Origin of the sequence: Curtobacterium sp. BH-2-1-1, from assembly GCF_001806325.1 — a bacterium.
Classification (GTDB): domain Bacteria; phylum Actinomycetota; class Actinomycetes; order Actinomycetales; family Microbacteriaceae; genus Curtobacterium.
In genome coordinates this window covers 212,757-237,825 of record NZ_CP017580.1, presented here as the reverse complement: position 1 = coordinate 237,825, position 25,069 = coordinate 212,757, and the positions used below count along the sequence as shown (strand labels likewise).

General features: G+C 72.7%; 27 protein-coding genes. 12 read left to right on the top strand and 15 right to left on the bottom strand.

Annotated features, from left to right (window positions below; translation table 11 throughout):
- The first annotated feature begins 219 nt into the window (after positions 1-219).
- Complete coding sequence (locus tag BJK06_RS01065; protein ID WP_070416360.1) at positions 220-1,485, top strand: MFS transporter; 1,266 nt, start codon at positions 220-222, stop codon at positions 1,483-1,485.
- 198 nt (positions 1,486-1,683) lie between these two features.
- Here the strand turns inward: BJK06_RS01065 and BJK06_RS01060 are convergent, their stop codons facing one another.
- From BJK06_RS01060 to BJK06_RS01035, 6 genes are all read right to left on the bottom strand, one after another.
- Positions 1,684-2,355 (bottom strand): response regulator transcription factor, encoded by a 672-nt coding sequence (locus BJK06_RS01060; protein WP_070416359.1) that lies wholly within the window; start codon positions 2,353-2,355, stop codon positions 1,684-1,686.
- A 114-nt stretch (positions 2,356-2,469) separates the two neighbouring features.
- A complete protein-coding gene (locus tag BJK06_RS01055) occupies positions 2,470-3,792 on the bottom strand; it encodes a hypothetical protein (protein ID WP_083294960.1) in 1,323 nt (440 codons plus the stop codon).
- Positions 3,789-4,946, bottom strand: coding sequence for a sensor histidine kinase (locus tag BJK06_RS01050; RefSeq protein WP_070416358.1), 1,158 nt, complete (start codon positions 4,944-4,946; stop codon positions 3,789-3,791). Before BJK06_RS01050 ends, BJK06_RS01055 begins: the two co-directional genes overlap by 4 nt.
- Before the next feature lie 148 nt (positions 4,947-5,094).
- On the bottom strand, positions 5,095-6,297 hold the full coding sequence (locus tag BJK06_RS01045) for a homoserine O-acetyltransferase (RefSeq protein WP_070416357.1): 1,203 nt from the start codon (positions 6,295-6,297) through the stop codon (positions 5,095-5,097).
- Positions 6,298-6,629: 332 nt separating this feature from the next.
- The gene (locus BJK06_RS01040; protein ID WP_070419085.1) at positions 6,630-7,961 is read right to left on the bottom strand and encodes a bifunctional o-acetylhomoserine/o-acetylserine sulfhydrylase; all 1,332 of its coding nucleotides are present in this window, start codon (positions 7,959-7,961) and stop codon (positions 6,630-6,632) included.
- Positions 7,962-8,145: 184 nt separating this feature from the next.
- Positions 8,146-9,234, bottom strand: a complete 1,089-nt coding sequence (locus tag BJK06_RS01035) for an acyltransferase family protein (RefSeq protein WP_070416356.1) — start codon at positions 9,232-9,234, stop codon at positions 8,146-8,148.
- 80 nt (positions 9,235-9,314) lie between these two features.
- Here BJK06_RS01035 and BJK06_RS01030 point away from each other — a divergent pair, with 80 nt between their 5' ends.
- The 5 genes from BJK06_RS01030 to BJK06_RS01010 all read left to right on the top strand — a co-directional run bounded on the left by BJK06_RS01030 (position 9,315) and on the right by BJK06_RS01010 (position 12,731).
- On the top strand, positions 9,315-10,091 hold the full coding sequence (locus BJK06_RS01030; RefSeq protein WP_070416355.1) for an SDR family oxidoreductase: 777 nt from the start codon (positions 9,315-9,317) through the stop codon (positions 10,089-10,091).
- Positions 10,092-10,180: 89 nt separating this feature from the next.
- A complete protein-coding gene (locus tag BJK06_RS01025) occupies positions 10,181-10,714 on the top strand; it encodes a phosphoribosyltransferase (protein WP_175473674.1) in 534 nt (177 codons plus the stop codon).
- Complete coding sequence (locus BJK06_RS01020; RefSeq protein WP_070416354.1) at positions 10,711-11,430, top strand: Type 1 glutamine amidotransferase-like domain-containing protein; 720 nt, start codon at positions 10,711-10,713, stop codon at positions 11,428-11,430. The genes BJK06_RS01025 and BJK06_RS01020 overlap by 4 nt, the downstream gene beginning before the upstream one ends.
- 4 nt (positions 11,431-11,434) lie before the next feature.
- Positions 11,435-12,118: a uracil-DNA glycosylase gene (locus BJK06_RS01015; protein WP_070416353.1), complete on the top strand. Its 684-nt coding sequence runs from the start codon at positions 11,435-11,437 to the stop codon at positions 12,116-12,118.
- 10 nt (positions 12,119-12,128) lie between these two features.
- Positions 12,129-12,731 carry a GNAT family N-acetyltransferase gene (locus BJK06_RS01010; protein ID WP_070416352.1) on the top strand — a complete coding sequence of 201 codons (603 nt, stop codon included), beginning with the start codon at positions 12,129-12,131 and terminating at the stop codon, positions 12,729-12,731.
- 361 nt (positions 12,732-13,092) lie between these two features.
- On the opposite strand, the gene BJK06_RS01005 is transcribed toward BJK06_RS01010, so the two are convergent.
- Positions 13,093-13,791 (bottom strand): FadR/GntR family transcriptional regulator, encoded by a 699-nt coding sequence (locus tag BJK06_RS01005; protein WP_070416351.1) that lies wholly within the window; start codon positions 13,789-13,791, stop codon positions 13,093-13,095.
- A gap of 206 nt (positions 13,792-13,997) precedes the next feature.
- On the opposite strand from BJK06_RS01005, the gene BJK06_RS01000 reads away from it, so the two are divergent.
- Positions 13,998-15,560 (top strand): GntP family permease, encoded by a 1,563-nt coding sequence (locus tag BJK06_RS01000; protein ID WP_258027675.1) that lies wholly within the window; start codon positions 13,998-14,000, stop codon positions 15,558-15,560.
- 38 nt (positions 15,561-15,598) lie between these two features.
- Positions 15,599-16,078 carry a gluconokinase gene (locus tag BJK06_RS00995; protein ID WP_083295375.1) on the top strand — a complete coding sequence of 160 codons (480 nt, stop codon included), beginning with the start codon at positions 15,599-15,601 and terminating at the stop codon, positions 16,076-16,078.
- On the opposite strand, the gene BJK06_RS00990 is transcribed toward BJK06_RS00995, so the two are convergent.
- The 3 genes from BJK06_RS00990 to BJK06_RS00980 all read right to left on the bottom strand — a co-directional run bounded on the left by BJK06_RS00990 (position 16,050) and on the right by BJK06_RS00980 (position 18,854).
- On the bottom strand, positions 16,050-16,781 hold the full coding sequence (locus BJK06_RS00990; RefSeq protein WP_070416349.1) for a 3-keto-5-aminohexanoate cleavage protein: 732 nt from the start codon (positions 16,779-16,781) through the stop codon (positions 16,050-16,052). The genes BJK06_RS00995 and BJK06_RS00990 overlap by 29 nt on opposite strands.
- 37 nt (positions 16,782-16,818) lie before the next feature.
- Positions 16,819-18,483 carry an ABC-F family ATP-binding cassette domain-containing protein gene (locus BJK06_RS00985; protein ID WP_070416348.1) on the bottom strand — a complete coding sequence of 555 codons (1,665 nt, stop codon included), beginning with the start codon at positions 18,481-18,483 and terminating at the stop codon, positions 16,819-16,821.
- A 65-nt stretch (positions 18,484-18,548) separates the two neighbouring features.
- Positions 18,549-18,854: a putative quinol monooxygenase gene (locus BJK06_RS00980; RefSeq protein ID WP_070416347.1), complete on the bottom strand. Its 306-nt coding sequence runs from the start codon at positions 18,852-18,854 to the stop codon at positions 18,549-18,551.
- A 119-nt stretch (positions 18,855-18,973) separates the two neighbouring features.
- On the opposite strand from BJK06_RS00980, the gene BJK06_RS00975 reads away from it, so the two are divergent.
- Together BJK06_RS00975 and BJK06_RS00970 are read left to right on the top strand one after the other, a co-directional pair.
- Positions 18,974-19,534 carry an RNA polymerase sigma factor gene (locus BJK06_RS00975; protein WP_070416346.1) on the top strand — a complete coding sequence of 187 codons (561 nt, stop codon included), beginning with the start codon at positions 18,974-18,976 and terminating at the stop codon, positions 19,532-19,534.
- Entirely contained in the window at positions 19,531-20,391 is an 861-nt protein-coding gene (locus tag BJK06_RS00970) for a hypothetical protein (RefSeq protein ID WP_070416345.1), read from the top strand. The genes BJK06_RS00975 and BJK06_RS00970 overlap by 4 nt, the downstream gene beginning before the upstream one ends.
- A 1-nt stretch (position 20,392) precedes the next feature.
- Here the strand turns inward: BJK06_RS00970 and BJK06_RS00965 are convergent, their stop codons facing one another.
- From BJK06_RS00965 to BJK06_RS00945, 5 genes are read right to left on the bottom strand one after another with little or no spacing between them, the layout of a single operon-like run.
- Positions 20,393-21,277, bottom strand: a complete 885-nt coding sequence (locus BJK06_RS00965) for a biotin-dependent carboxyltransferase family protein (protein ID WP_070416344.1) — start codon at positions 21,275-21,277, stop codon at positions 20,393-20,395.
- Positions 21,274-21,927 (bottom strand): allophanate hydrolase subunit 1, encoded by a 654-nt coding sequence (locus BJK06_RS00960; protein WP_070416343.1) that lies wholly within the window; start codon positions 21,925-21,927, stop codon positions 21,274-21,276. The genes BJK06_RS00965 and BJK06_RS00960 overlap by 4 nt, the downstream gene beginning before the upstream one ends.
- Positions 21,924-22,691 (bottom strand): LamB/YcsF family protein, encoded by a 768-nt coding sequence (locus BJK06_RS00955; protein WP_070416342.1) that lies wholly within the window; start codon positions 22,689-22,691, stop codon positions 21,924-21,926. Before BJK06_RS00955 ends, BJK06_RS00960 begins: the two co-directional genes overlap by 4 nt.
- A gap of 25 nt (positions 22,692-22,716) precedes the next feature.
- Positions 22,717-23,607, bottom strand: coding sequence for a universal stress protein (locus tag BJK06_RS00950; RefSeq protein WP_070416341.1), 891 nt, complete (start codon positions 23,605-23,607; stop codon positions 22,717-22,719).
- The gene (locus BJK06_RS00945; RefSeq protein WP_156794720.1) at positions 23,604-24,188 is read right to left on the bottom strand and encodes a DUF308 domain-containing protein; all 585 of its coding nucleotides are present in this window, start codon (positions 24,186-24,188) and stop codon (positions 23,604-23,606) included. The genes BJK06_RS00950 and BJK06_RS00945 overlap by 4 nt, the downstream gene beginning before the upstream one ends.
- Positions 24,189-24,302: 114 nt before the next feature.
- Between BJK06_RS00945 and BJK06_RS00940 the strand changes: the two genes are divergently transcribed.
- Positions 24,303-24,737, top strand: a complete 435-nt coding sequence (locus BJK06_RS00940; RefSeq protein WP_156794719.1) for an HIT family protein — start codon at positions 24,303-24,305, stop codon at positions 24,735-24,737.
- 31 nt (positions 24,738-24,768) lie between these two features.
- Entirely contained in the window at positions 24,769-25,068 is a 300-nt protein-coding gene (locus BJK06_RS00935; protein WP_229085629.1) for a hypothetical protein, read from the top strand.
- Position 25,069: the final 1 nt, after the last annotated feature.

Below are 25,069 nucleotides of genomic sequence, written 5' to 3'. Positions count from 1 at the left end.
GGAGCGGTCTACACTGCTGAGACCGGTCGCTTTCGGTGGCCGGTCGTCCACGTTCGCCGCTGAACCAGGACCACCCTCCGCCCGTTCCCGGTCGCACCGTCAGCGACGTCGACGGCACGGAGGCGCAGTGCGGCGACCACGCGCACCGACGGTCCCAGCCGACGCACGCGAGTCGACGTCCGGAACCCGTCCCGCTCCTCCCGTCCCGAAACAGGCACCATGTCCCAGCTCACGCCTGCGCGTCGCGCACTCGCGCTCATCGCCCTCGCCCTCGGCGGGTTCGCCATCGGTTCGACCGAGTTCGTCGCGATGGGGCTCCTGCCGAACATCGCCGAGGCACTCCTGCCGCGCCAGTACGGCCTCGACCCGGACGCCGGGATCGCGCACGCCGGCTGGCTCGTGAGCGCGTACGCCCTCGGTGTCGTCGTCGGTGCCCCCACGATCGCGGCTATGTCGGCGAAGTTCCCGCGCAAGGGCCTGATCCTCGTGCTGCTCGTCGGGTTCGTCCTGGCGACGGTCGCGAGCGCGATCCTGCCGTCCTTCGGCCTCGTGCTCGTGGCGCGGTTCGTCGCGGGGCTCCCGCACGGTGCGTACTTCGGCATCGCGTCCATCGTGGCGGGCGACATCATGGGGCCGGGCAAGCGCGGCAAGGGCATCGCGATGGTGCTGCTCGGCCTGTCGGTCGCGAACGTCGTGGGCGTCCCGGCGATCACCTGGGTCGGGCAGGTCGCCAGCTGGCGCATCGCGTACGGCGTCGTCGCCGTCCTGTTCGCCCTGACGTTCCTCGCGGTGTGGGCCTTCGTGCCGCGCAGTGCCCGTGACGAGCACGCGACGATCGGCCGCGAGCTGCGGGCGTTCCGCGTGCCGCAGGTCTGGATGGTCATGGGCCTCGGAGCCGTCGGCTTCGGCGGCTTCTTCGCGGTCTACTCGTACATCTCGCCGCTCGTGCAGAACGTCACCGGGCTGTCGGAGTCGTTCGTGCCGCTCGTCCTCGTGGTCGTCGGCATCGGCATGGTCATCGGCGGCGTGCTCGGCGGGCACCTGGCCGATCACAGCGTCAAGCGCACGATCTACGTCGGCATGTTCGCGCTGATCGGCGCCCTGCTCGTCACCGTCCTCACCGCGCAGTGGGTGTGGGGGGTCTTCCTCGGGGCGTTCCTGCTCGGTGCGACCTCGTCCGCGATCCCGCCGGCCGTGCAGTCCCGCCTGATGGACGTCGCCGGAGACGCACGGACCATCGCGGCGGCGCTCAACCACTCGGCGTTCAACATCGGCAACTCGATCGGTGCGGCCCTGGGCGGCGCGGTCATCGCGGCCGGGTTCGGCTTCAAGGCACCGGGGTGGCTCGGTATCGTGCTGGCGCTGCTCGGTGTGCTCATGACGATGGTGAGCTACGGCGCCGAGCGCCGCAGCACCCGCCGTGCGTCGCTCCGGTCGTCGTCGCCGTCCACCGGCCCGATCACCGCGCCCGTCCCGCTGGGCTGACGCGGGTCCCACCGGCCAGGAGGCGCGGGGCGGCCCCGCACCGCGCCTCCAGTCCGTCGACGGTGCGGTAGACCGCCGATCGTGAGCAGAAGAGGTCGGGTCCCGTGACGGGACCCGACCTCTTCTGCTCACGAAGCGCGCGGCGCGCGGCGCGCGGCGCGGGGCGCGGGGCGCGCGACGCGTGCGGCGTGCGGCGCGCTACAGACCCAGCGGGCTGCCGTCCTGGACGATGATGCCGTCGGTGATCGCGCGCTTCCGCAGCGCCACCTTCGTGCCGACGTCGAAGCCCGCGACGCGGTACTTCTCGCGGATGCGCTTGAGGTAGCTCTTCGCGGTCTCCTCCGAGATGCCGAGCTGGTACGCGACGCTCTTCACCGGCTCGCCGCCGCCGTACAGCGCCATGACGCGACGCTCTTGGGCGCTGAGCTTCGGCACGCCACCGACGTCACCGCTGTTGATCGCCAGGTCGAGCTCGGCGGAGACGTACTGCTCGCCGCGCTGGGCGGAGCGGATGGCCTCGACGATCATCTCGGCGTCCTCGCTCTTCACGAGGTAGCCGAGGGCGCCGGAGGCGAGGGCCTCCCGGACGACGTTCGGCTCCGAGTAGGTGCTCATCACGACGGTCTTCACACCGGCGGTCTTGAGCGTCGAGATCTTCAGCGAGACCGGGATCGAGTCCTTGAGGTCGAGGTCGAGCAGCACGACGTCGACCGGGAACGCCGGGCTCGTGAGGAGCTCGGGCCAGGTGGTGACGGCGGCGACGAGCGTGATGTCGTCGGCTGCGTTCCGGATCCACTCGGTGAGCGCGCCGAGGAGCATCCTGTGGTCGTCGACGAGTGCGAGTCGGATCGGTTCCTCTGGAGTCGCCATGGTGGCGTCCTTTCTCGGGGGCGGTCGTGGGCCGATCCTAGGGGGACGGACCACGGGGCACGGGCAGGCTGGTCAGGGTGTCCGGCAGTCGGGCCAGCCGGTTCCGTGCGACGACTACATCGACGGATGTCGGTCGACGACGCAGTGCGCGACGACGTGCAGGACGCCGTCGCGGACGGAGTCCTGGTACGGGCCGATCCGCTGCAGGGCGCTCCACGCGGTCGGGCCGAGTCGACGCCGGGGGACACCGCGCGACTCGAAGACGACCGGGACGTCCATCGTCTCGTCGGTGACGGGGTGCCCGTCCGAGCCGACGGGGCCAAGGGTCACGGAGACGACGGGCGACCCGGCCTGGGTCTGCTTGCCGTCGCCGACCATCTGCCAGAGCGTCTGCAGCAGGCCGTCGCGCTGCGCGGGGGAGAGGTGGCCCGCGAGCGACTGCGGATCCGCGACGCTGACGGAGCGGCCGAGGTTGTCGGACTCCGTGATCGCGTGGTACAGCCAGGTCTCGCGGCGGCCCTCGATGAGGTGCAGGCGCAGCTCGGTGGCGAGCGACGCGGCGACCGAGGCGGACGCGTCCGAGAGCGGGAGGGGGTCGCTGCCGTTGGCGACGGCGTCGAGGAGCTTCTCGGCGGCGAGGTCGAGCCGGGCGAGTTCGTCGGAGGCGAGCATGCCCACGGCGAACTGCGGTGCCTGCACGTTGCTCTGCACGAGGACCCGGTCGAGTTCACGCTGCACGAGCTGGCGGAACCGGTGCACCACGAAGAGCGCGATCGACGGCGGGACGGTCACGAGCGCCACGGTGGACACGATCGCGGGCAGGGTGTCGCTCGTGATCGGCGTCGAGGCGACCGCCATCCCGACGAACGCGAGGCCGAGGACGGCGATGGCGGCGGCGACCTCGCGGGCCGGGCGCAGGGTCGCGACGGGCAGGAGCGCGAAGCCGGCGGCGACGGACGCGGACGCCGAGTGGGCGATGTCGTGCTCGGGCCAGATGCCGATGAAGTCGAGCGTCACGACGCAGCCGAGGACGACGCAGATCAACGCGAAGGCGAGCCCGGTCAGTCGTTCGCCGTACGTGAGCAGGCTGAGCCCGACCCCGACGGCGGCGACGAGGTAGAGCGCCCAGGCCGCCGCGGGCAGCCACGGGTCGGTGAACTCCGTCCAGCGGATGAGGAAGAAGACGATCCCCGCGACGGCTTCGATGCCGGTGAGGACCGCGGCGCCGAGTCCGAGGTAGCCGGCGCCGAGCGAGGCGCCGGGCTTGGCGGCCTGCCGCAGCGAGCGCGCGCCGGTCGAGGTGGAGGGGAGGCCGCGCGCCTGCCGACGTTCGCTGCCCCGGTACCGCTCCCGCGCCTCCCGTCGGGTCCGCGGAGCGGGCTGCACGGTCTCGCCGGGGAGGCCGCGGCTGATGGTGTCCTCGGGGACGCGGCTCATCTGGGTGCCTCCAGGACGACGGTCGTGCCGGATCCCGGCGCGGAGAAGAGCTTCGCGTCGCCGCCGACCTCGCGGAGGCGGTTCACCACGCTCTCCTTGAAGCCGAGCCGTTCGGCACTGACGTGGGTGAGGTCGAAGCCGACGCCGGAGTCGGTGACCATCGCGCGGACCATCTCGTTGTCGTGCACGATCGTGACGTGCGCCTCGCCGACGCCGGCGTGCCGACGGACGTTCTCGAGGCACTCGCCGAGCGCGAGCAGGAAGGCGTCGAGCACGTTCGACGGCAACAGGACCTGCCCGGTGCCGTGCCAGCTCACCTCGAGGCCCATGCGGCCGAAGCGCTGCTTGACCGACTCGAGGGTCTGGCCGAGCGGGGACTCTTCCTCGCGGGTGAGCGAGTAGTCGCCGGACTGCTGCGGCTGCGGCGTCGCACCGAGGCGGAGGTGGCGGAGGAGTCGGGCGTCCTCGGCGGCCTGCTCACGCATCGCCTGCTCGGAGACGCCCACGCCGGAGTGCGCGAGGAGGGTCAGCGTGGCGAGCACGGTGTCGTGCAGGAGCCGCGCACCCTGTCGTCGCTGCGCCTCGGTCTCGCTCGCCTGGCGTTCGGCGCGGTGCGCGGTACCGATGCTGTAGATCCGGCGGGCGACGCGCGGGATGCTCCGGGAGATCCAGATCGTCACGACGGCGATGAGCACCCACCCGAGCAGCGCGCCGGTGACCGGGGCGGCGAGGACGCTGCCGTTCGCCCAGACGATCGCGACGACGACGGCCGCCCCGGCGACGATGGTCAATCCGAGTCCCACGGGCTTCCCGCGCTGGGACATGAGCGGTGCGGAGATGCTGCCGGCGGCGAGGGGCACCACCGCGGAGGCGATGATCGGACGCGCCGTCTCGTCGACGCCGAGCAGCAGGAGTGCGAGCGCGCCGAGGCCCGAGGCGAGGATGAGCGCCGTCCACCACACCGAGCCGTTCCACCCGAAGACCAGGAAGCCGGCGATCATGATCGCGATGCAGGCGAGCCCGCCGAGCAGCGGGACGACCGGGACCGCGAGGGCACAGATCACCGCGACGACCGACACCAGGGCGCAGACGATGCCGACGACACGGGTCGTCGACCGGAGCAAGCGGTCGCGTTCCTGTGCGATGAAGTCCATCGGTGTCCTGGTCGTGGCGGTGTGGCTGAGGGAAAACCGAGCCTGGTTCAGGCTGGGCACCACGCCATCATTCCACGCGCGACACCCGTTGGGGGGTGTTCGGCGCGCCATCCCGTGTCGGATGGTTCCGCGATTGATATTGCAAGCGTTATGCGTCCAAGAGCCGCCGGAGGTGCGCCCCCACGGCCTCGTGCTCGATCAGGAACCCGTCGTGGCCGAACTCGCTCTCGATCACGGCCGCGCGGTCACCGTCGAGGGTGTCCGGCACGCCGGCCGCGATGCGGTGCTGGTCCTCGATCGGGAACAACCGGTCGCTCGACACCCCGACCACGAGCGTGCGGGCCGTCACCTGCGCGAGCGCCGCCGCGATGCCGCCCCGACCGGCTCCGACGTCGTGCGAGTCCATCGCGTGGGTGAGCGTGACGTAGGAGCTCGCGTCGAACCGACGGGTGAACTTGTTGCCGTGGAAGTCGAGGTAGCTCTCGACCGAGAAGCGGCCGTCGTCGCCGAGCGGTGAGACGTCGCTCTGCCACGAGCGGGCGAACCGGCCGTTCAGCTCGTCGGACGCCCGGTAGGTCATCAACGCCATCCGCCGAGCCAGCGCCAGCCCGCGGTGGGGGCCCTCGCCGGCGTCGGCCTCGTAGTAGTCGCCGCCCGCGAACGCCGGGTCCATCTGGATCGCAGCGCGCTGCAGCGAGTTCGCGGCGATCTGGTCGGCGGTGGTCTGCGCCGTGCTCGCCAGCACCGCGAGCCGGGACACCCGTGCAGGGTGGGTGACGGCGAACTCGAGCGCGTGCATGCCGCCCATCGACCCGCCGACGACGGCCGCGAAGACGTCGATGCCGAGCCGGTCGGCCAGCTGCGCCTGCACCGCCACCTGGTCGCGCACGGTGACGAACGGGAAGCGGGATCCCCACTCGAGGCCGTCCGGCGACACCGACGACGGCCCGGTCGTGCCCTGGCAGCCGCCGAGCATGTTCGGTGCGACGACGAACCACCGGTCGGTGTCGATCGCCCGGCCGGGTCCGACGACGTCGCCCCACCAGCCGGCGGTGCGGTGGCCGGGACCGGGTGCTCCGGCGACGTGCGAGTCGCCGGTCAGCGCGTGGAACACCAGGACCGCGTTGTTGCGGTCGGCGTTGAGCGTGCCCCAGGTCTCGTACGCCACGCGCACGGCGGGGATGCGTCCACCCCGCACCCACTGCTCACCGAGGGACGCGAAGTGCCGGGAGCCGGGGTGGTCGCCCGGGCGCCAGGCGCCGGTCACCGGGGGCTTGCCGAGCGTGCCGAGTTCGGTTCCGGGCACGAGGGTGGACGGCACGGAGTCCTCGGGGGTCGTCTGCCAGTCCATCGGGTCCAGTCTGCCGGGAGGCGCGGCGCGGGCCGCCAGTGTTACGTCACGTCCGGCGCGTCGCGGGTCCACTGCGGCGGGTCGCGGGTGCTCGCGGCTGCGTGCGTGCGTGCGGGCGGGTGCGGGTGCGTGCGCGCGGGTGCGGCTGCGTGCGCGCGCATGTTCCGACATTGCACTCGTCGTTCGACGCGTGGATCGTCGCACCATGCACACGCACCGGATGTGTGCGCAACCAACGACGTCCCACGAGTCGATCGACTCGTGGGACGTCGCATGGTGCACACGCATCGAGCGCGAGGGTCCGCGACAGCCGCCGCGCCCGGCGCCGGCCGCTACGCGCGCTGGCCCTCCTGCGCGACCGCACGGGCGGCGGCGAGCCCGGCCTCGAGGTCGGCCTTGAGGTCCTCGACGTTCTCGATCCCCACCGACAGCCGCACCAGCCCCGGCGTCACACCGGTCGTGAGCTGCTGCTCGGGCGTCAGCTGCGAGTGCGTGGTCGACGCCGGGTGGATGACGAGGGAGCGCACGTCGCCGATGTTCGCCAGGTGCGAGAACAGCTGCAGGTTGTCGACGAACGCCTTGCCGGCGGGCACGCCGCCCTTGAGCTCGAACGACAGCACGGCCCCGACGCCCCTCGGCGCGTAGCGGTTCGCCGCGGCGTACCAGGGGGAGGTCGGCAGCCCGGCGTAGGCGACGGTCGCGACGTCCGGGTGCCGATCGAGCCACTCGGCGATCTCCTGCGCGTTCGACACGTGCCGCTCGATGCGGAGCGACAGCGTCTCGATGCCCTGCAGCAGCGCGAACGCGGTGTCCGCCGAGTTCGACGCACCGAGGTCGCGGAGCAGCTGCACCCGGGCCTTGACGATGTAGGCGAGCTCGTTGCCGACGGCCTCGGCGAAGACCGCGCCGTGGTACGAAGGGTCCGGCGTGTTGAACTCGGGGAACTTGTCCGGGTGCTGCGACCACGCGAACTTCCCGGAGTCGACGATGATCCCGCCGATGACGGTGCCGTGCCCGCCGAGGAACTTCGTCGCCGAGTGCACGACGATGTCGGCACCGTGCTCGAACGGACGGATGAGGTAGGGCGTCGCGATCGTGTTGTCGACGATGAGCGGCACGCCGGACTCGTGGGCGACCTCGCTGACGCCGGTGATGTCGAGCACGTTGATCCTCGGGTTGCCGATCGTCTCGGCGAAGAACAGCTTCGTGTTCGGTCGAACCGCGCGGCGCCACTCGTCGAGGTCGTCCTGGTCCTCGACGAACGTGGTCTCGATGCCGAGCTTCGCGAGCGTGTACTTGAACAGGTTGTACGTGCCGCCGTAGATCGACGACGAGGACACGATGTGGTCGCCGGCGCCCGCGATGTTGAGCACCGCGTAGGTCTCCGCCGCCTGGCCGCTCGACACCAGGAGCGCCCCGGAGCCGCCCTCGAGCGCCGCGATCCGCTGCTCCACGACGTCGTTCGTCGGGTTCATGATGCGCGAGTAGATGTTGCCCGGCTTGGCCAGGGCGAAGAGGTCACGGGCTTCGTCGGAGTTCGCGAAGACGTACGAGGTCGTCTTGTAGATCGGCGTCGCGCGGGCCCCCGTGGTCGGGTCGGGCTGTGCGCCGGCGTGGATCTGCGTGGTCTCGAACCGCCACTGGGCGGCGTCGTTCTGGGTCATCTCGTGCTCCTGTCCGGTGGCGGTCGTCGGGTCGTCGGGTCGTCGGGTCGCCCAGCGCTCGGCCCAGGAGGCGCGGCGCGGCTGTGCGTCGCCCGTCACGGTACGCAGGTGGTCGCGTCGGCACCAGCGCGCCCGCCTCGGGACGTAACGACCGGGGCGGAGGCGACCCGCGCCTCCTGGCACGTCACTGGTCGCGGCGGAAGAGCCAGCGCACGTTCGGTTCGAGGAGCCAGCGCATCCCCCGACGGACGAACGGCTGGGCGAGGAACAGGCTCACCGCGCAGGCGATCGCCACCATGAGCAGCACGTACGGCCATGCCGAGTGCTGCCCGGCGAGCACCCCGGACTCGCGGATCGGGTAGAGCACGAACGTGTGCAGCAGGTACACGTACATCGTCGCCGCGCCGAACTGCGTGATCCAGACGTTCCGACGGGGCACGAGCAGCAGGAACGACGCGGTGAGCACGGTCGCCAGCAGCATCAGCCCGAAGCGGACCGCACCGGCCCACCAGGCGTCCTCGCCGAGGCCCGAGTACGAGTCGTCGTAGAAGAACCAGTGGTGCAGGTCGAACTGCTTGAACTGCGGGATCCAGATCGCACACGCCACCGCCCACGCCACGAACACGGCACCGGCCGCGATGCGCACCCGGACCACGACCCGCCGCGGAGCCTCGTACCAGCGGTCGAAGACGCCCCACTGCTTCACCTGCCAGCCGAGCAGGAAGAACGGCAGGAGGCTGATCGCCCGCGACAGCGAGAGCGTGGAGTCGACGTTGTCGAAGTAGCCGACGCCGATGCTGAACACGACGGCCCAGAACAGCGGCCACCGGAGCTGCGCGAGGTACGGGAGGATCAGCTTGAAGATCCCCAGCGCGAGCAGGAACCAGAGGGTCCAGGTCGGCTGCGTCGGGTTGAACTTCTTGCCGCCCTCGACCAGGGCCTGCACGACGGTCCAGATCGTCTGCATGATGATGTACGGCACGACGATGTCCGTGATCGTCCGGCGCATGCGCTTCGCGGTCGGGGTGTCGGCGGAGGAGAAGTACCCGCTGATGACACCGAACGCCGGCATGTGGAACGCGTAGATGAAGGTGTACAGCGCGAGGGCGTGCTCGCTCGCCGCCGTCTGGCGCTGGATCGCATGGCCGATCACCACGAGCGTGACCGCCAGGAACCGCGCCGTGTCCCACATCGGGATACGGCGCTTCGCACGTCCGGGCTCGAGCTGCGAGGCGGGCGCCGAGGGCGCGGGAGGGGCGGCGTCCGTCGTCATCGCCCGTCACGTTACCCGATCGTGACCTTGCCGGATCGGTACGGTTGGGACATCCCACCCCGTCCCTCTGGAGGAAGCACATGGCATCTCGTCGCGCAGTCGTCACCGGAGCGAGCTCGGGCATCGGAGCGGCGACCGTCCGACTGTTCCGCGCGCACGGGTGGGACGTGCTCGCCGTCGCCCGCCGTGCCTCGAAGCTGGAGGCGCTCGCCGGGTCGACCGGAGCCGACGTCCTCGTGGCGGACGTCACGAGCGCCTCCGACGTCGAGGCGCTGGCCGCCCGTGTCGACGAACTCGGGGGAGCGGACGTGCTCGTGAACAACGCCGGCGGCGCCTTCGGGTCCGCGTCGGTCGAGGAGTCGGACGTCGAGGACTGGCGCGCCATGTTCGAGGTGAACGTGATCGGCACGAAGCGGGTCGTCGCGGCGTTGCTCCCGCACCTCCGGCGGCGTGCGGCGGCCTCCGGGAGCGCCGACATCGTCACGGTGACGAGCACGGCCGGGCACGTCGCGTACGAGAACGGCGGCGGGTACAACGCCGCGAAGTTCGCCGAGCACGCCCTCGTGGCCGCCCTCCGGCTCGAGCTGAACGGGGAGCCGATCCGGGTCGTCGAGATCGCGCCGGGCCTCGTGAAGACCGACGAGTTCGCCCTGACACGGTTCCGTGGCGACGCGGAGAAGGCCGCGGCGGTCTACGACGACGTGCCGGAGCCGCTCGTGGCCGAGGACGTCGCCGAGGCGATCGTGCACGCGGTCGAGCTGCCGGCGCACGTGAACCTCGACCTCGTGACGATCCGCCCGGTGGCGCAGTCGGCCCAGCACAAGCTCGCGCGGGGGAAGCTGACCCCGCGGGTGTGATCCCCGCGGGTGCCGCGCACCCGACCCGCACGCGCCCGGGCCGCACGTGCGGGTCGCGGGCGCGGGGTCCGTGCCGGTACCGTTGTCGGATGCCGATCAGCAGCGAATCCGGGTCACCCGCCCAGGCTCCCTCGACCGTGACCGTGACGAGCGGGCCCGAGGTGCTCGGATGGCTCGAGTTCGGTGACGCAGCACGCCTGCTCGCCAAGGACGTCCTGTCCTCCGGCTTCGAACCCGAGGTCGTCGTCGCCGTGGCCCGCGGCGGGCTCATCATCGCCGGCGCGGTCGCCTACGCCCTCGGCACCAAGGAGTGCGGCTCGATCAACGTCGAGTTCTACACCGACGTCGAGCAGCGCCTCGAGGAGCCGGTCATCCTGTCGCCGGCGCTCGACGCCCCGAGCCTCGCCGGCAAGCGCGTCCTCGTCGTCGACGACGTGTCGGACTCCGGCCGGACCCTGCGCCTGGTGGTCGACATCATCCGGAACGCCGGCGCCGACGTCCGCAGCGCCTGCCTCTACTCGAAGCCCGGCACCGTGCTCGAGCCGGACCACGTCTGGCGTCGCGTCGACGGGTGGATCACCTTCCCGTGGAGCGCCCTCGCGCCGGTGACGGCCGAGTCGTGAGCATCCACCTCGTCGGCGGCGGACCCTTCGCCGCCTCGGACGCCGCCGCGCCCTTCGTCGCCGAGGCCACGGTCCGCTCCGCAGCCGTCGGCCGCACGGTCCCGCGCATCGCCCTGCTCTCCGTCGCCGGCGGGTCCGGTGCGAGCCCGTCCAGCACGGCCGACATCGCCGAGGTGCTCGCCGGTCCGCGCACGGCCGAGGTCCTCGTCACCGAGATCGCTGCCGGCCAGGTGTTCGACACCACGGTCCTGAGCGACGTCGACGCCCTCGTGGTCGGCGGCGGGGTCACGCCGGACTACCTCGACGCCGTCGCACCGCTCGTCGACCAGATCCGCTTGCTCGTCTCCGACGGCCTGCCCTACCTCGGCTACTCGGCCGGCGCTATGATCGCCGCCGATCGTGCCCTCGTCGGCGGCTGGCGCATCGGCGGCGTCGAGATCTGCCCCGAGGAAGCCTCCGAGGGCCTCGACGAGGTCGAACTCCGCGAGGGGCTCGGCCTGGTGGACCTGACGATCGACGTGCACGCCGTCCAGGCCGGCACGCTCGCCCGGCTCATCGCGAGCGCCGAGGCCGAGTTCGTCACCGCGGGCCTGGCGATCGACGAGGACACCACGCTGGTCGTGGGCGAGGGCGCGCTCGAGGTCCGCGGCACCGGCAGCGTCTGGCGCGTCGTCGCCGGCGAGGACTCGGTCGCCGTCGCCACGATGGGTGCCTAGCCCCGTGCAGGCCCGACCGCTCGCCGACCTCGTCGACCCCGGCTGGGCCGAGGCACTCGCCCCGGTCGAGGACGACGTCCACCGGATGGGCGACTGGCTCCGCGCCGAGACCGGTGCCGGTCGGCAGTACCTCCCTGCCGGCGAGCACGTCCTCCGGGCCTTCGCCGAGCCGTTCGACGACGTCCGGGTCCTCGTCGTCGGACAGGACCCGTACCCGACGCCCGGGCACCCGATCGGCCTGTCCTTCGCGGTCGACCCACACGTGCGACCCGTCCCGCGCAGCCTGGCGAACATCTACCGCGAGCTCGAGGCCGACCTCGGCGTGACGCCGCCGGCACACGGGGACCTGCGGGCGTGGTCGGCCCAGGGCGTCCTGCTGCTCAACCGCGTCCTGACCGTCGAGGCGGGAGCCGCCGGCAGCCACCGCGGGAAGGGCTGGGAGGCCGTCACCGACCAGGCCGTCTGTGCCCTCGTGGCCCGCGGGAAGCCCCTCGTCGCCGTGCTCTGGGGTGCGCAGGCGGCCTCGGTCCGGCCGCTCCTCGGGGACACCCCGGTCGTCGCGTCCGCCCACCCGAGCCCGCTCAGCGCCTCGCGCGGGTTCTTCGGCAGCCGCCCCTTCTCGCAGGTGAACGAGCTGCTCGTCGCCCAGGGCGCCGAACCGGTCGACTGGACCCTGCCCGCGGCATAGGCTCGGACCCGTGCTCGAGGAGGAATACCAGCGACGGCGGGTCCTGCCGCGACACCTGCGCGCCCCGGTCCCCGCCGAAGCCGCGTTCACCTACACGATCCGGGCTGCCGAGCCCAGCGACCTCCCCGACGTCCGCGAGATCCACACGCACTACGTCCGGAACTCCTCGGTGACCTTCGACCCGTCGGCGTTCACGTTCGCCGCGTGGAAGCGTCGGTACGACGAGATCCGTCGTCGGGGTCTGCCGTTCCTGGTCGCCGAGAACCCCTCCGGGCAGGTGCTCGGCTACGCGCTCGTCGACCCGTGGAACCCCCGCGACCGTTCGAACCGCGTCGTCGAGGACTCGATCTACCTCGGTGCCGCGTCCGGCGGGAAGGGGCTCGGGCGGGCCCTGATGGAGGCGCTGATCGACGAGTGCCGTTCGGCCGGCGTCCGCGAGGTCGTCGCCGTCATCGCCGACCGCCAGGCCGAGGCGTCGATCCGGCTCCACGAGCGGCTCGGCTTCGAGGAGGTCGGCCGCATGGGGAAGGTCGGCTACAAGTACGACCGGTGGCTCGGCACGGTGACGATGCGGCTGCGCCTGCGCGGGCCGCGCCTCTTCGCGCGCGGGTAGCGCGCGCGGCCGACGTCGAGGTCGCGCGATCGGCCGCTTCCGGCGTGCGCGCGCGGCGTGTTGCGCGACTTCGGCTGAGAGCGTGCGGCGTGTCCTGCGACCTGGCCACGTTCGGACTGGAGGCGCGGGTCAGCCCCGCACCGCGCCTCCAGTCCGTCCGTCGGTCGCGTCCCGGGCGCGCGAGGTCGCGCGATCTGCCGCTCCCGTCGCGCGCACACGGCGCCACCCGGGCACGCGAGGTCGCGTGATCGGCCGCTCCCGTCGCGCGCGTGCGGCGTGTCGTGCGACCTCGGCGACCCGCACGCGGCGTGTTGCGCGAACCCGGCGACCCCGGCAACCCAGGCGACCCCGCGCCCTCGGGTCAGGACGTCGGCGCCTCCGCGATGAACTCGTCCCGCGTCACCCGCACCAGCTCGCGCGCCGCAGCCGACGCGGCCCCGCCGTCGCCCGCGACGAGCGCCAGCCCGACGGCCTCGTGCCGTGTCGCCGCATCGCGGGTCCAGCGTGTGATGGTGTCCCGCGACTCCGAGGTGCGGGTCCGCAGCAGCGCCTCGACGGTCCCGGCGAAGTGTGCGAAGACGGCGTTGCCGGAACCGGTCAGGAGCGCTCGGTGGAAGCGGACGTCGGCCTCGAGGTAGGCGCGGCTGTCCTCCCGACCGCAGGCGTCGATCATGTCGGTCGCGGCGGCGAGTACCGCTGCGGCACCCGGGGTCCCCGCGGTGAGCGATGCGGCGACCGGCTCGACGCCGAGGCGCAGCTCGAGCAGTTCCCGCTGCTGGGCGAAGTACCAGGGCGAGGCGCCGCGCCACCGGATCACGGTCGGCGCGAGCAGCTCCCACGACACGATGTCGAGCACCAGCGTGCCGACGCGCTGGCGGGGTTCGACGAGCCCGAGCGACTGCAGGACGCGCAGCGCCTCGCGGACGACCGACCTCGACACGCCGAACTCCGCCGCGACGGCCTCGGGCCGGACGACGGTGCCCGGGGCGAGCACGCCGTCGACGATCCGCTGCCCGAGCGTCTCGAGCACCTGGGCGTGCAGTCCGCGGCCGGTCGCCATCGTTCCTCCGTGCAGTACGCGGCACGCACGGCGCGTGACACGGTGTCCATCGAATCGGCAGACTGCCCCGGAGGGCGGATGCCGCGCGGTGGATCGTCGTATAGTCTGATTAATCAGATTATTGACGGTCGACGCGCAGCACGCCAGACCGTCCTCGACACGAAGGCGACGGAGCCGCGCGGCAGCGGCTCCAGGAAGGGGCACCGATGCCTCACGCTCTCCCGGCCGATCCGGCCACGGTCCACGCGGCCGCGGCCCACGCGGTCACCGTCCTGGCGGCGGAACCAGCCGGCACCGAAGCCGTCGACCCGTCGGGGCCGGTCGCGCAACTGATCATCGCGGCGATCATCGGCATCGTCGTGATCATCGCCCTCATCACCTGGCTGAAGGTGCACCCGTTCATCGCGCTCACGATCGGGGCGCTCGGCGTCGGGATCGGCGCGGGCCTCGCTCCGGACAAGGCGGTGACGAGCTTCGGCAACGGCTTCGGTGCGACGATGACGAGCGTCGGCATCCTCGTCGGCCTCGGCTCGATGTTCGGCAAGATGCTCGTCGACTCCGGTGCGGCCGACCGTGTGGTCGACACCCTCGTGCGGAGGTCGTCGAAGGCGGCGCTGCCGTGGACGATGGCCCTGATCGGCGCACTCATCGGCCTGCCGATGTTCTTCGAGGTCGGTCTCGTCCTGCTCATCCCGATCATCGTCCTGGTGGCGAAGCGCAGCTCCGTCCCGATCATGAAGATCGCCGTGCCCGCCCTCGTCGGCCTCTCCACGATGCACGCGTTCGTGCCGCCGCACCCCGGCCCGCTCGTCGCCATCTCGACGGTCGGTGCGAACCTCGGCACGACGCTCGCGTTCGGCATCGTGCTCGCGATCCCCGTCATCGTCCTCGCCGGCCCGGTGTTCGCCCGCTTCGCGGCGCGCTGGGTCGACATCCCCGCGCCCGACATGTTCGGGTCGCGCGGTTCCGACGCGGGTCCCGTCGGCGACGACCCGGCACACGCGGGTCGGGAGGCGCGGCGCGGCCCCGCCACGCAGGACACCGCATCCCTGCCCCACGGCAAGAGCGACTTCACCCGCGTCATCAGCGAGCCGCGCAGCCCGTCCTTCACGGTCGCGCTCGTCGGCATCCTGCTGCCCGTCGTCCTGATGCTCGCGCAGGCCATCCGCGAGGCCACCGTCCCGGACGCCTCGGGCTCGTGGGTCAGCCTGCTCGACTTCCTCGGGTCGCCGATGATCGCGATCGGCATCGCCGCCGTCTACGCGATGATCTTCTTCGCCATCGGAGGCGGCATGGACCGTTCCGCCGTGTCGAAGTCCCTCGAGAGCGCCCTGCCGCCGGTCGCGGGCGTCCTGCTCATCGTCGGTGCCGGCGGTGGCTTCAAGCAGGTGCTCATCGACACCGGGATCGGCGGGGTGATCGCCGACGCCGTGAAGGACTCCGGCATCTCGGTACTGCTCGTCGCCTGGGTGGTGTCCGCCCTCGTGCGCGTCGCCACCGGGTCGGCCACGGTCGCCACCGTCACGGCCGCGGGCATCATGGCGCCGATCGCGCACGACCTGTCCTCGCCGATGACCTCGCTGCTCGTGCTCGCGATCGGCGCCGGGTCGGTCTTCCTGTCGCACGTGAACGACGCCGGGTTCTGGCTCGTGAAGGGGTACCTCAACACCACGGTGGGGCAGACCTTCAAGACGTGGACGATGCTCGAGTGCCTCATCTCGGTGTTCGGCCTCGCCGGGGTCATGCTGGCGGGGGTGTTCATCCATTGAGTGACGACACCGCACTCGACTCCCGCGTCCTCGTCGTGATGGGGGTTTCCGGATCGGGCAAGTCGACCGTCGCCGCGATGGTCGCCGAGCAGCTCGGGTGGGACTTCGCCGAGGGCGACGCCATGCACCCGCAGGCGAACGTCGACAAGATGCACGCCGGCACCCCGCTGACCGACGAGGACCGCTGGCCCTGGCTCGACGTGATCGCGGCGTGGATCCGGTCGCACCTCGACGGTGGCACCCCCGGCGTGGTGACCTGCTCGGCGCTGAAGCGCTCCTACCGCGACGTCCTCCGGGCTCCCGGTGTGGTGTTCGTGCACGTCGCCGGCGACGGGTCCCTCATCGAGGACCGGATGTCGAAGCGCTCCGGGCACTTCATGCCGACCTCGCTCCTGCAGTCCCAGCTCGCCACCCTCGAGCCGCCGCAGGACGACGAGGCCCACATCACCGTCGCGGCGGACCGGACCCCGCAGGAGGAGAGCGCCGAGGTCATCGAGCGGCTGGCGCCCCGCCGCTGACCATCGCGGCCGCGGCGGCGGCGAGCTGACGGTTCGACGTCGCCGCGGTCCCGTCCTCGAGCACGGACGTGTCCTCGAGGCCGGTGCGGATCGCGTGCCCGCGGGCGAGGGCACGTCGGCTGACCTGCCATGATGCAGCGCCGATGCCGTGGTGGAGCTGGGGGAGCGTGACACCGGCGGCGTCGAGCATCGACTCCAGCTCGGCGTCGAGCGCGAGGGCGTCGTCGACGTCCTCCACGAGGGGCTCGACGACCACCCGGACGAACCGCTCGTGGCGACCGGCCCGGACGAACCGATCGGCGTCGGAGACACTGAGCAGGCACGCCTCGATGCCGACGCCGCGCCGCGCGAGCACCTCGCTGACGTCGTCGATGCCCGCTTCGCCCTGGTTCGCCGCGACGAGGTCGGGCAGTTCGGTCCACGACGACACGAGGTCGAGGCGTTCCCGTGGGTCCGGCACGATCGCCGCGAACGTCGTGACGTTGACCGGGATGCCCGGACACGTCGCCCGCACCGCGCGCAGCATCCTGCCGACCGGACCGGCGGCGAGCGACTCGTCCCCGTCGTCGTCGAACGCGTGCAGGTGCAGCAGGGTGGCGCCGGCGGCGACGCAGGCCGCGGCGTCCCGGGCGATCTCGTCGGCGGTCCGGGGCATCGCCGGGTGGGTGGTGTCCCCGTTCAGCGCGAGTTGCAGGTCGACCATGGTCCGAGCCTACGGATCACGGTGGAGGCCGGGCGGGTCAGGCCTCGGTGACGCGGCCCGCCTCGACGCGCCACTGCCGGTCGAGGCGGACGGTCTCGAGCATGCGGCGGTCGTGCGTGACGAGGAGCAGGGTGCCGTCGTACGAGTCGAGGGCCTGTTCGAGCTGCTCGATCGCGGCGAGGTCGAGGTGGTTCGTGGGCTCGTCGAGCACGAGCACGTTCACCCCGCGGGCCTGCAGGAGCGCGAGGCCGGCGCGTGTCCGCTCACCGGGGGAGAGCGCGTTCGCCGGACGGCCGACGTGGTCCGCCTTCAGCCCGAACTTCGCGAGCAGGGTCCGGACGTCGGCCGTCGTGTACTCGGGCACGATCGCCTCGAACGCGTCGGCCAGCGGCTGGTCACCCGTGAAGGCTGCGCGTGCCTGGTCGATCTCGCCGACCGCGACGCTGGACCCGAGCGACGCCGTGCCCGTCGTCGGCGCCTGCTTGCCGAGCAGCGCCCGGAGGAGCGTGGACTTGCCGGCACCGTTCGGACCCGTGATGCCGATGCGGTCACCGCCGTCGACCTGCAGGGAGACCGGCCCGAGCGTGAAGTCGCCCTGGGTGAACGTCGCGTCGGACAGGGTCGCGACGACCGCCGAGGACCGGGGCGCGCTGCCGATCGTGAACTCGAGCTGCCACTCCTTGCGCGGCTCCTCGACCTCGTCCAGCCGGGCGATGCGGGACTCCATCTGCCGGACCTTCTGCGCCTGCTTCTCACTCGACTCGGAGGCGGCACGACGGCGGATCTTGTCGTTGTCGGGACTCTTCCGCATCGCGTTCCGGACGCCCTGGCTCGACCACTCGCGCTGGGTCCGGGCACGGGACACGAGGTCCGCCTTGGTGGACGCGTACTCCTCGTAGGCGTCGCGCTTGTGCTGCCGGGCGATCTCGCGCTCCTCGAGGTAGGAGTCGTACCCGCCGCCGAAGAGCCGGTTGGTGGCCTGCGCGAGGTCGAGCTCGAGGACGGCGGTCACCGAGCGCGCCAGGAACTCGCGGTCGTGGCTGACGAGCACGACACCGCCGCGGAGGCCCCGGACGAAGCCCTCCAACCGGTCGAGGCCGTCCAGGTCGAGATCGTTCGTCGGCTCGTCGAGCAGCACGATGTCGAACCGCGAGAGCAGCAGTGCGGCGAGCCCGACGCGGGCCGCCTGCCCGCCGGACAACGCGGTCATGAGCGACTCCGGCCCGACGCCGTCCTCCTCCGACCCGACGGCCAGGCCGAGGTCGGCGAGCACGACGGGGATGCGGTCGTCGAGGTCGGCCGCGCCTGCCGCGAGCCAGCGGTCGAGCGCCGCCGAGTAGGCGTCCGCCGCGGCGTCACCGGCGTCGGGGTCGCCGAGCGCAGCGGCTGCGGCGTCCATCGTCGCGGTGGCCTCGGCGCACCCGGTCCGCCGGGCGATGTACGCGGCGACGGTCTCACCCGCGAGGCGTTCGTGCTCCTGCGGCAGGAAGCCGACGAACGCGTCCGTCGGTGCGAGCGACACGGTGCCGGCCAGCGGCTCGTCCACCCCGGCGAGGAGTCGGAGCAGGGTCGACTTGCCGGCGCCGTTCACCCCCACGACGCCGATGACGTCCCCCGGGGCGACGGTGAGGTCGAGGGAGTCGAAGAGCGTGCGTGCGGCGTACCCGCCGGAGAGTCCCTTGGCGACGAGCGTGGCGGTCATGCCCCAATCGTCCCATCCCCGCGGCGGACCATCGACCGGAGCGGGGCCGGGTCAGCGGTGTCGCGTCAGTCGAGCGTGATCGTCCGACCGAACCGACGGGTGACCGGCGGGGCGGCGACGACGGCGGCGAGGGCGTTCGCCGCGCCCTCGGGCGTGCCGCGCCAGGCGACGTAGGCGTCGTGGGCCTCAGGCGTCGTCCAGCGCTCGACGACGACGACCCGTGACGGGTCGGTGTCGTCGACGAGGACCTCGAGCGACTCGTTGCCGGCGAACGCGCCGGTCTGGGCGAGGGTCTCGCGGATCGCGGCCTCGGTGGTCTCGGTGGGGAGGTCGCTCCGGAGCTGGACCTCGAGCAGGACGGTCATCGACATGGTGCACCTTTCGTCGTCGTTGCCGGATGCAACCGCACCCGGCAGCGGGGTGTTCCGGACTCGCCGTCGACCGGTGCGGCGGGGTGGAACCGATCCGGTCGTCCCGGACACTGCAGGGTATGGACAGCGGGGACTGGGCGATGGCGCTCGAGGGTGACGGCGAGGCGTTCGGGCGGGTGTTCGACCGGCACCGCCACCGGGTGCAGCGACACTGCATGCGGCTCGTGCCGGTCGACACGGACGCGGCCGACTCGGTCGCGATCGTGTTCCTCGAGGCCTGGCGGAACCGGGCTCGGGTCCGGCTGGTCGACGGGTCACTCCTGCCGTGGCTGCTCGTCACGGCCACCAACGTCGCCCGCAACCAGACCCGCGCGGCCCGGCGGTACCGGGCCGCGCTCGACCGGTTGCCACCACCCGAACCCGTCCCCGACCACGCGGACCGGGACGATGACGGGGACGCCGTCCGGGCGCTCCGGCAGCTCGGGCACCGCGACCAGGAGATCATCACGCTGTCGGTCCTCGAGGGCTACAGCGAGCGGGAGATCGCCGGTGCACTCGGCATCGCGCCGGGAACGGTGAAGTCGCGCCTCTCCCGCGCACGGACCCGGCTCGCCGCGGCACTCACCGCGAGCGGGCCCACGACACAGCCGGCCGTCGAACGGAACGGAGCACGATCATGAGCACCTCCACGAACAGGGACACCGACGACCGCGACCGGGCACTGCGGGCATTGCTCGTCGACACGGTCGAGCACACACCTCGGCGGCGTCGACGGTGGCGGGCGGCGACGATCGCGGGAGCGGTGGTGTGCGTCCTCGGTGGCGCCGCCGCCGGTGGTGCGATCACCGCGGCGGCGAGTCCGGACCCGGCCGCCCTCGAGGCGCAGAGCCAGGCCGCGACGGTCGTCGGCGGGTCGGGCGCGACGTACCTGCGGGTCGTCGGCAGCCCGGTCGGGCGGGTCGGGTCGTCGAACGAGACGATCTCGGTCGGACGCGCTCCCGCCCGTGCCGACACGTTCACCTGGGTCGCCACGTGTCGCACCGGGAGCGGCGAGATCACCGAGCGCGGGTCCGGGGTCGACGGGGGCAGAGCGTCGTGCGCCGCCGGGTCGCACGTCACGGGCTCGTACGCGGCGTCGGAGATCGCCGGGCACCGGATCCGGCTCAGCGTGGACGGGGACCTGGGGTGGACGCTGTCGTACGGCTGGCTGCGCACACCCCCGATGCCCGCGGCGAGCGCGGCGCAGGACCAGGCGACCGAGGACGGCGTCGTCACCCGGAGCGAGTACCTCGCGGCCTTCGACCGACTGCAGGGGTGCATGACCGCACGGGGGGAGTCGCTGGGCCGGATCCCGAGGTCGTCGTTGTTCGTGGCGCCGACGGCCCACGACGCCTACGTGCTCGACTGGTGCAGCGCATCGGAGTGGTCCGCGGTCGACACGCTCTGGCAGAACGAGCACCCCGCCCCGTCGTCGGACGACGACTCGTGGGGATGGCAGCCGTACGACCCCGCGTCCGATCCGCGCTACGCCGGCTGAGTCAGTCGAGCACGCGGAAGCGGATCGCGTCGCCCGGTCGGAGCTGGGCGGCGCGGTCGCCCGACGCGGGGGTGAGCACCGCGACGACGGGGTAGCCGCCCGTGACGGGGTGGTCGGCGAGGAACAGGACGGGGTGGCCCGCCGGCGGGACCTGCAGCGACCCGGTCTCGACGCCCTCGCTCGGCAGCTCGCGGGTCACGACGCGGACGAGTGGCCGGGCAGCGGTGGTCCGCACGCCGACCCGGTCGCTGTCGGGGGTGACGTGGTGGACCTGGCCGGCCAGGACCGTCCGCCACTCCGGGGTGAACCAGTCGTCGCGGGGTCCGGCGGTGACGTCGAGCACGACCGCCTCGCCCGGTGGTGACCAGCGCGGCGGGGCGACGGCGTCGACGAGCGGCCAGGCATCCGCGGCGTCCCCGATCGGCAGGACGTCCCCGACCGTGACGGGAGGCGGACCGAGGCGCGCGAGGGAGTCCCACGAGCGGCTGCCGAGCACGGGTTCGACGGCGAGGCCTCCGCGGACCGCGAGGTACGTGCGGAGCCCCGCGGTGGCCGTCCCGACCCGGAGCACGTCACCCGGTGCGAGCGTGACGACCTCGAAGCAAGCCCCGCCGCGGACCCGGCCGTCCGCGGACTCGACCGTCACCGGGCAGGGTGCGCCCGTCAGGGACGCGACCACGTGCGCGTCCGAGCGGAGTGTGACGGAGCCGAGCAGCGCCTCCAGGACCGCCGCGTCGGGACGGTTGCCGACCAGCCGGTTGGCGAGTGCCGCGGCCCCGCTGTCGGCCGCACCCCCGGCGCCGAGGCCCGTGTCGCTGAACCCGGGCCGGCCGAGGTCCTGCGTCGACGTGCCGGGGCCGACCTGCAGGACGGTGAGGGTGCTCATGCGCGGCCGGCGTCGACGAACCGGATCCGGGTGCCGGCCGGCGCGAGCGCGGGCGGGTCGCGGTCGAGCGACCACATCGCCACGTCGGTGCGGCCGATGAGCTGCCAGCCGCCGGGGGACGCGCGCGGGTACACGGCGCTGAACTCGCCAGCGAGGGCGACGCTGCCGGCGGGCACGGACGTGCGGGCGCTGGTGCGTCGGGGCAGGTCGAGCGACGGGGCGGAGCCGGTGAGGTAGCTGAAGCCGGGTGCGAAGCCGCAGAACGCGCTCGTCCAGGTCTGGCCGGTGTGCCAGGCGACGAGCTGGGCGGCTGTGGTGCCGACCAGTGCGGCGACGGTGTCGAGGTCCTCGCCGTCGTAGGTGACGGGGATCGTGGTCACCTCGCCGACGTCGACTCCGGTGGGCACGACGGGTTCGACGGCCTGGAGGCGCGGTGCGAGTCGCGTGGGATCGGTGCGTTCCGGGTCGAAGCGGACGAGCAGCGTGCGGGCTCCGGACACGAGTTCGGTCACGCCCGGCACGGGTTCGGCCTCGAGTCCGGCGCGGAACGCGGTGACCTCGGCGAGCGTGCCGAAGGTCACGAGCACCGCACTGGTACCCGCACGACGCGCGTCGAGGGCGGGTCCGACGTGCTCGGCCGGCGCGCTCACGGTGTGGGGGCGAACGGGGTGGTCGCGACCCCGTGCCGGTCGAGGAGCGTGCGGATCGCCCGGGCCATCGCGACGGCGTCGGGGGAGTCGCCGTGCACGCACACCGAGTCCGCCCGGACCGGGACGACCGAGCCGTCCACCGCGGTCACGATGCCGTCGGTGACCATCCGGAGGACCCGGTCGGCGACCGATGCCGGGTCGTGCAGGACGGCGCCCGGACGGCTGCGCGGGACGAGGGACCCGTCGGGTTCGTACGCCCGGTCGGCGAAGACCTCGGACACGGCGCGGAGCCCGTGGGCGGTCGCTGCGCGGAGGAGCTCCGAGTCCGGCAGCGCGAGGACCGCGAGGGACGGGTCCACGTCGGCCGTGGCACGGACGACGACCTCGGCCTGGACCGGGTCGGCGCAGGCCGTGTTGTACAGGGCGCCGTGGGGCTTCACGTACGTCACCGCGGTGCTGGCGACCCGGGCCGTGGCGAGCAGGGCGCCGAGCTGGTGGACGACGTCGGCGTAGAGCGCCTCGGGTGTGACGTCGACCGCGCGACGACCGAACCCGACGAGGTCGCGGTAGGCGACGTGCGCCCCGACCGCGACGCCCCGCTCGGCGGCGAGGCGGCAGGTGTCGAGCATGATCGCGGGGTCGCCGGCGTGGAACCCGCAGGCGACGTTCGCCGAGGAGACGACGTCGAGCATCGCCCGGTCGTCGCCCATCGTCCAGGCGCCGAAGCCCTCACCGAGGTCGCTGTTGAGGTCGATCGTCGTCACGCTGTCAACCTACCGGCGGGGTCCGTCACGAACGGTGGACCACCACCGGGCAGGACGCGTGCTGTGCGCACTCCTGGGTGACCGAGCCGACGAGCAGCCCGCGGAACCCGCCGAGGCCACGACTGCCGAGCACGAGGAGTGCGGCGTCGCGGCTCGCGTCGAGCAGGACCTCGGCGGGGCGGCCCTCGACGAGGTCGGACGTGACGTCGACGTCGTCGTCGATGAGGTCCTCGGCGGTCTCGAGCGCGGGGGAGGCGGTCGCGAGGGCGTCCTGCTCGGGGGACCAGTGGTCGAACGGGGGTTCGTCGCGGTTGAGGGCCTCCGGCCACTGCCACGTCGTGATCGTCCGGACGGGGAGCCCGAGGCCGCGGGCGAGGGTGATCGCGAACCGCAGGGCGCGCCCGGACTCGGGGGAGCCGTCGACGCCCACCACGACGGCCCCACCGGCACCGGACGCACCGCTGCCGTCCGTCCCGGTCGCCGCTCGCCCCCGGTCCACGAGCACGGGGCACGTCGCGTGCTGGATGCAGGCAGCGCTCACCGAACCGAGCAGCAACCCCCGGAACCCACCGCGTCCGCGGCTGCCGACGACGAGCAGCCCGGCGTCGGACGCGGCGTCGAGGAGCACCTCCGGCGTACCGCCCTCCGCCGAGCGGGTCGTGACCTCGACGGGGAGCGGGCCGTGTCGCTCGACGAGGTCGACGGCCTGCTGCCGGATCTCCTCGGCGTCGTGCAGCGGTGACCAGCTGTTCGCGACCGGCAGGGTGCTCCAGGTGATCGGCCACCGCCAGGACGTCACGACCTCGACCGGGCTGCCGAGTCGTGCGGCGAGGCCGAGGCTGCGCTCGAGCGCGGCGTCGGCCGGCTCCGATCCGTCGTACCCGACGACGATGCGTCCGATGGCTGCTGTGCTCATGTGCCCGTGCTCCCTGTGTTCCCGGTGTTCCGTGCGTTCTCGGTGATCCTCGTGCCGGGGGTCTTCCCCCACGTGGTGGCGATGACGAGCTGGACGACGCCGGAGACGATGAGGACGCCGCCGACCACCGCGACGACGAACACCGCGCCGAGTGCCGGCAGCGTGATGAGGACGAGTCCGCTCACGAAGCTCAGTGCGGCCGCGACGACCGTGAGCGCTCGGTGGCCGGTGTCCGGCGCGTAGAGCAGGGTGATGCCCTCGAGCAGCCACGCGAACCCGATGGCGAAGGCCAGCCACCGAGCGCCGACGGGCGGGTGCACGATGGCTAAGACCCCCGCGACGACGACGAGCGCGCCGACGACGACGAGTGCGACGCGTCGCCAGACCGGCGCCCCGCCCGGGACGGCGCGCACGAGGAGCGTGCCCCCGGCGACGACGAAGTAGATGCCGAACACCCAGACCACGGCGACGAGCGTCGCGTGCGGGAGCAGCAAGGCCGCGATCCCCGCTGCGAGCGCGACGGCGCCGAGGACCGCGACGGCCGTCCGCAACCGTCGATGCGGAGCACGGTTCCCTGACATGGTGTCCACGGCGACCACCGACCTTCCCTGCAAGGTGCTTCCTGGCCTACACCCCTCGACGGTGTGCCGGTCCGGGAACCGGCGACCGCGATCCGTCCCGGTACGGTCGAGGGCATGACCGACGACCACGACTGCGACTTCTGCGCCGCCCTCGCGGCCGACTCCTTCGAGGTCGTCGTCCGCGGCGAGCTCGTCGTCGCGGTCCTCGACCGGCACCCGATCAACCCGGGGCACCTGCTCGTGCTGCCGCTCCGGCACGCGACCGACCTCGCCGCGCTCGACACCTGCGAGGTCACCGAGCTCGCCCTCGTCGCCCAGCGCGCCGACCGTGCACTGCGCCAGGTGCTCGGCGCGGCCGTCGAGGGGACGAACCTGGTGATGTCGAACGGCTCCGCGGCCGACCAGGGCGTCCCCCACGCACACCTGCACGTCATCCCGCGCGCCTCCGGGGACGGGTACGAGTTCCGCGAGGACACGAGTCGGTACCCGGTGGCGCCGCTCGACCCCGCCGACCGCGCGGCGATCGCGGCGCACATGCGCGACGGCTGAGTCGCACGCGGCGGCCCCGTATCCTGCGACGGTGGAAACGACACAGCCGTCCGGCACGACCAAGCGTCGCGTGGAACTCGAGATCACCCGCCCGATGCTCACCTGGTTCGCCCGACCGACTGTGACGATCGACGGCGTCGGGCACCCGGCGCAGTGGGGGACCGGCACGTGGGCGGTCCCGGACGACGGCGGCACGGAGATCGGCGTCTACCTCTACAACCGCGTGTGGCGCTTCGGCGCAGCCACCAGGACGGTGACCGCGACCGACGTGTCGCTCGTGTACCGCGCCGGACCGCTGCCGGTCGGCGCCGGTCGGATGGCCCCCGCCTGAG

What these genes read in the sequence shown, in the direction of transcription:
- BJK06_RS00990 (WP_070416349.1), bottom strand. Translation starts at nt 16,781, where the DNA reads ATGGTCGACCTGCAACTCGCGCTGAACGGGGACACCACCCACCCGGCG.
- BJK06_RS00965 (WP_070416344.1), bottom strand. Translation starts at nt 21,277, where the DNA reads ATGAGCACCCTCACCGTCCTGCAGGTCGGCCCCGGCACGTCGACGCAG.
- BJK06_RS01005 (WP_070416351.1), bottom strand. Translation starts at nt 13,791, where the DNA reads ATGGCGACCGGCCGCGGACTGCACGCCCAGGTGCTCGAGACGCTCGGG.
- BJK06_RS01045 (WP_070416357.1), bottom strand. Translation starts at nt 6,297, where the DNA reads ATGGACTGGCAGACGACCCCCGAGGACTCCGTGCCGTCCACCCTCGTG.
- BJK06_RS01040 (WP_070419085.1), bottom strand. Translation starts at nt 7,961, where the DNA reads ATGACCCAGAACGACGCCGCCCAGTGGCGGTTCGAGACCACGCAGATC.
- BJK06_RS00980 (WP_070416347.1), bottom strand. Translation starts at nt 18,854, where the DNA reads ATGTCGATGACCGTCCTGCTCGAGGTCCAGCTCCGGAGCGACCTCCCC.
- BJK06_RS01060 (WP_070416359.1), bottom strand. Translation starts at nt 2,355, where the DNA reads ATGGCGACTCCAGAGGAACCGATCCGACTCGCACTCGTCGACGACCAC.
- BJK06_RS01030 (WP_070416355.1), top strand. Translation starts at nt 9,315, where the DNA reads ATGGCATCTCGTCGCGCAGTCGTCACCGGAGCGAGCTCGGGCATCGGA.
- BJK06_RS01055 (WP_083294960.1), bottom strand. Translation starts at nt 3,792, where the DNA reads ATGAGCCGCGTCCCCGAGGACACCATCAGCCGCGGCCTCCCCGGCGAG.
- BJK06_RS00995 (WP_083295375.1), top strand. Translation starts at nt 15,599, where the DNA reads ATGGGGGTTTCCGGATCGGGCAAGTCGACCGTCGCCGCGATGGTCGCC.
- BJK06_RS00940 (WP_156794719.1), top strand. Translation starts at nt 24,303, where the DNA reads ATGACCGACGACCACGACTGCGACTTCTGCGCCGCCCTCGCGGCCGAC.
- BJK06_RS01025 (WP_175473674.1), top strand. Translation starts at nt 10,181, where the DNA reads ATGCCGATCAGCAGCGAATCCGGGTCACCCGCCCAGGCTCCCTCGACC.
- BJK06_RS01050 (WP_070416358.1), bottom strand. Translation starts at nt 4,946, where the DNA reads ATGGACTTCATCGCACAGGAACGCGACCGCTTGCTCCGGTCGACGACC.
- BJK06_RS00945 (WP_156794720.1), bottom strand. Translation starts at nt 24,188, where the DNA reads ATGTCAGGGAACCGTGCTCCGCATCGACGGTTGCGGACGGCCGTCGCG.
- BJK06_RS00985 (WP_070416348.1), bottom strand. Translation starts at nt 18,483, where the DNA reads ATGACCGCCACGCTCGTCGCCAAGGGACTCTCCGGCGGGTACGCCGCA.
- BJK06_RS01000 (WP_258027675.1), top strand. Translation starts at nt 13,998, where the DNA reads ATGCCTCACGCTCTCCCGGCCGATCCGGCCACGGTCCACGCGGCCGCG.
- BJK06_RS00950 (WP_070416341.1), bottom strand. Translation starts at nt 23,607, where the DNA reads ATGAGCACAGCAGCCATCGGACGCATCGTCGTCGGGTACGACGGATCG.
- BJK06_RS01035 (WP_070416356.1), bottom strand. Translation starts at nt 9,234, where the DNA reads ATGACGACGGACGCCGCCCCTCCCGCGCCCTCGGCGCCCGCCTCGCAG.
- BJK06_RS01065 (WP_070416360.1), top strand. Translation starts at nt 220, where the DNA reads ATGTCCCAGCTCACGCCTGCGCGTCGCGCACTCGCGCTCATCGCCCTC.
- BJK06_RS00970 (WP_070416345.1), top strand. Translation starts at nt 19,531, where the DNA reads ATGAGCACCTCCACGAACAGGGACACCGACGACCGCGACCGGGCACTG.
- BJK06_RS00975 (WP_070416346.1), top strand. Translation starts at nt 18,974, where the DNA reads ATGGACAGCGGGGACTGGGCGATGGCGCTCGAGGGTGACGGCGAGGCG.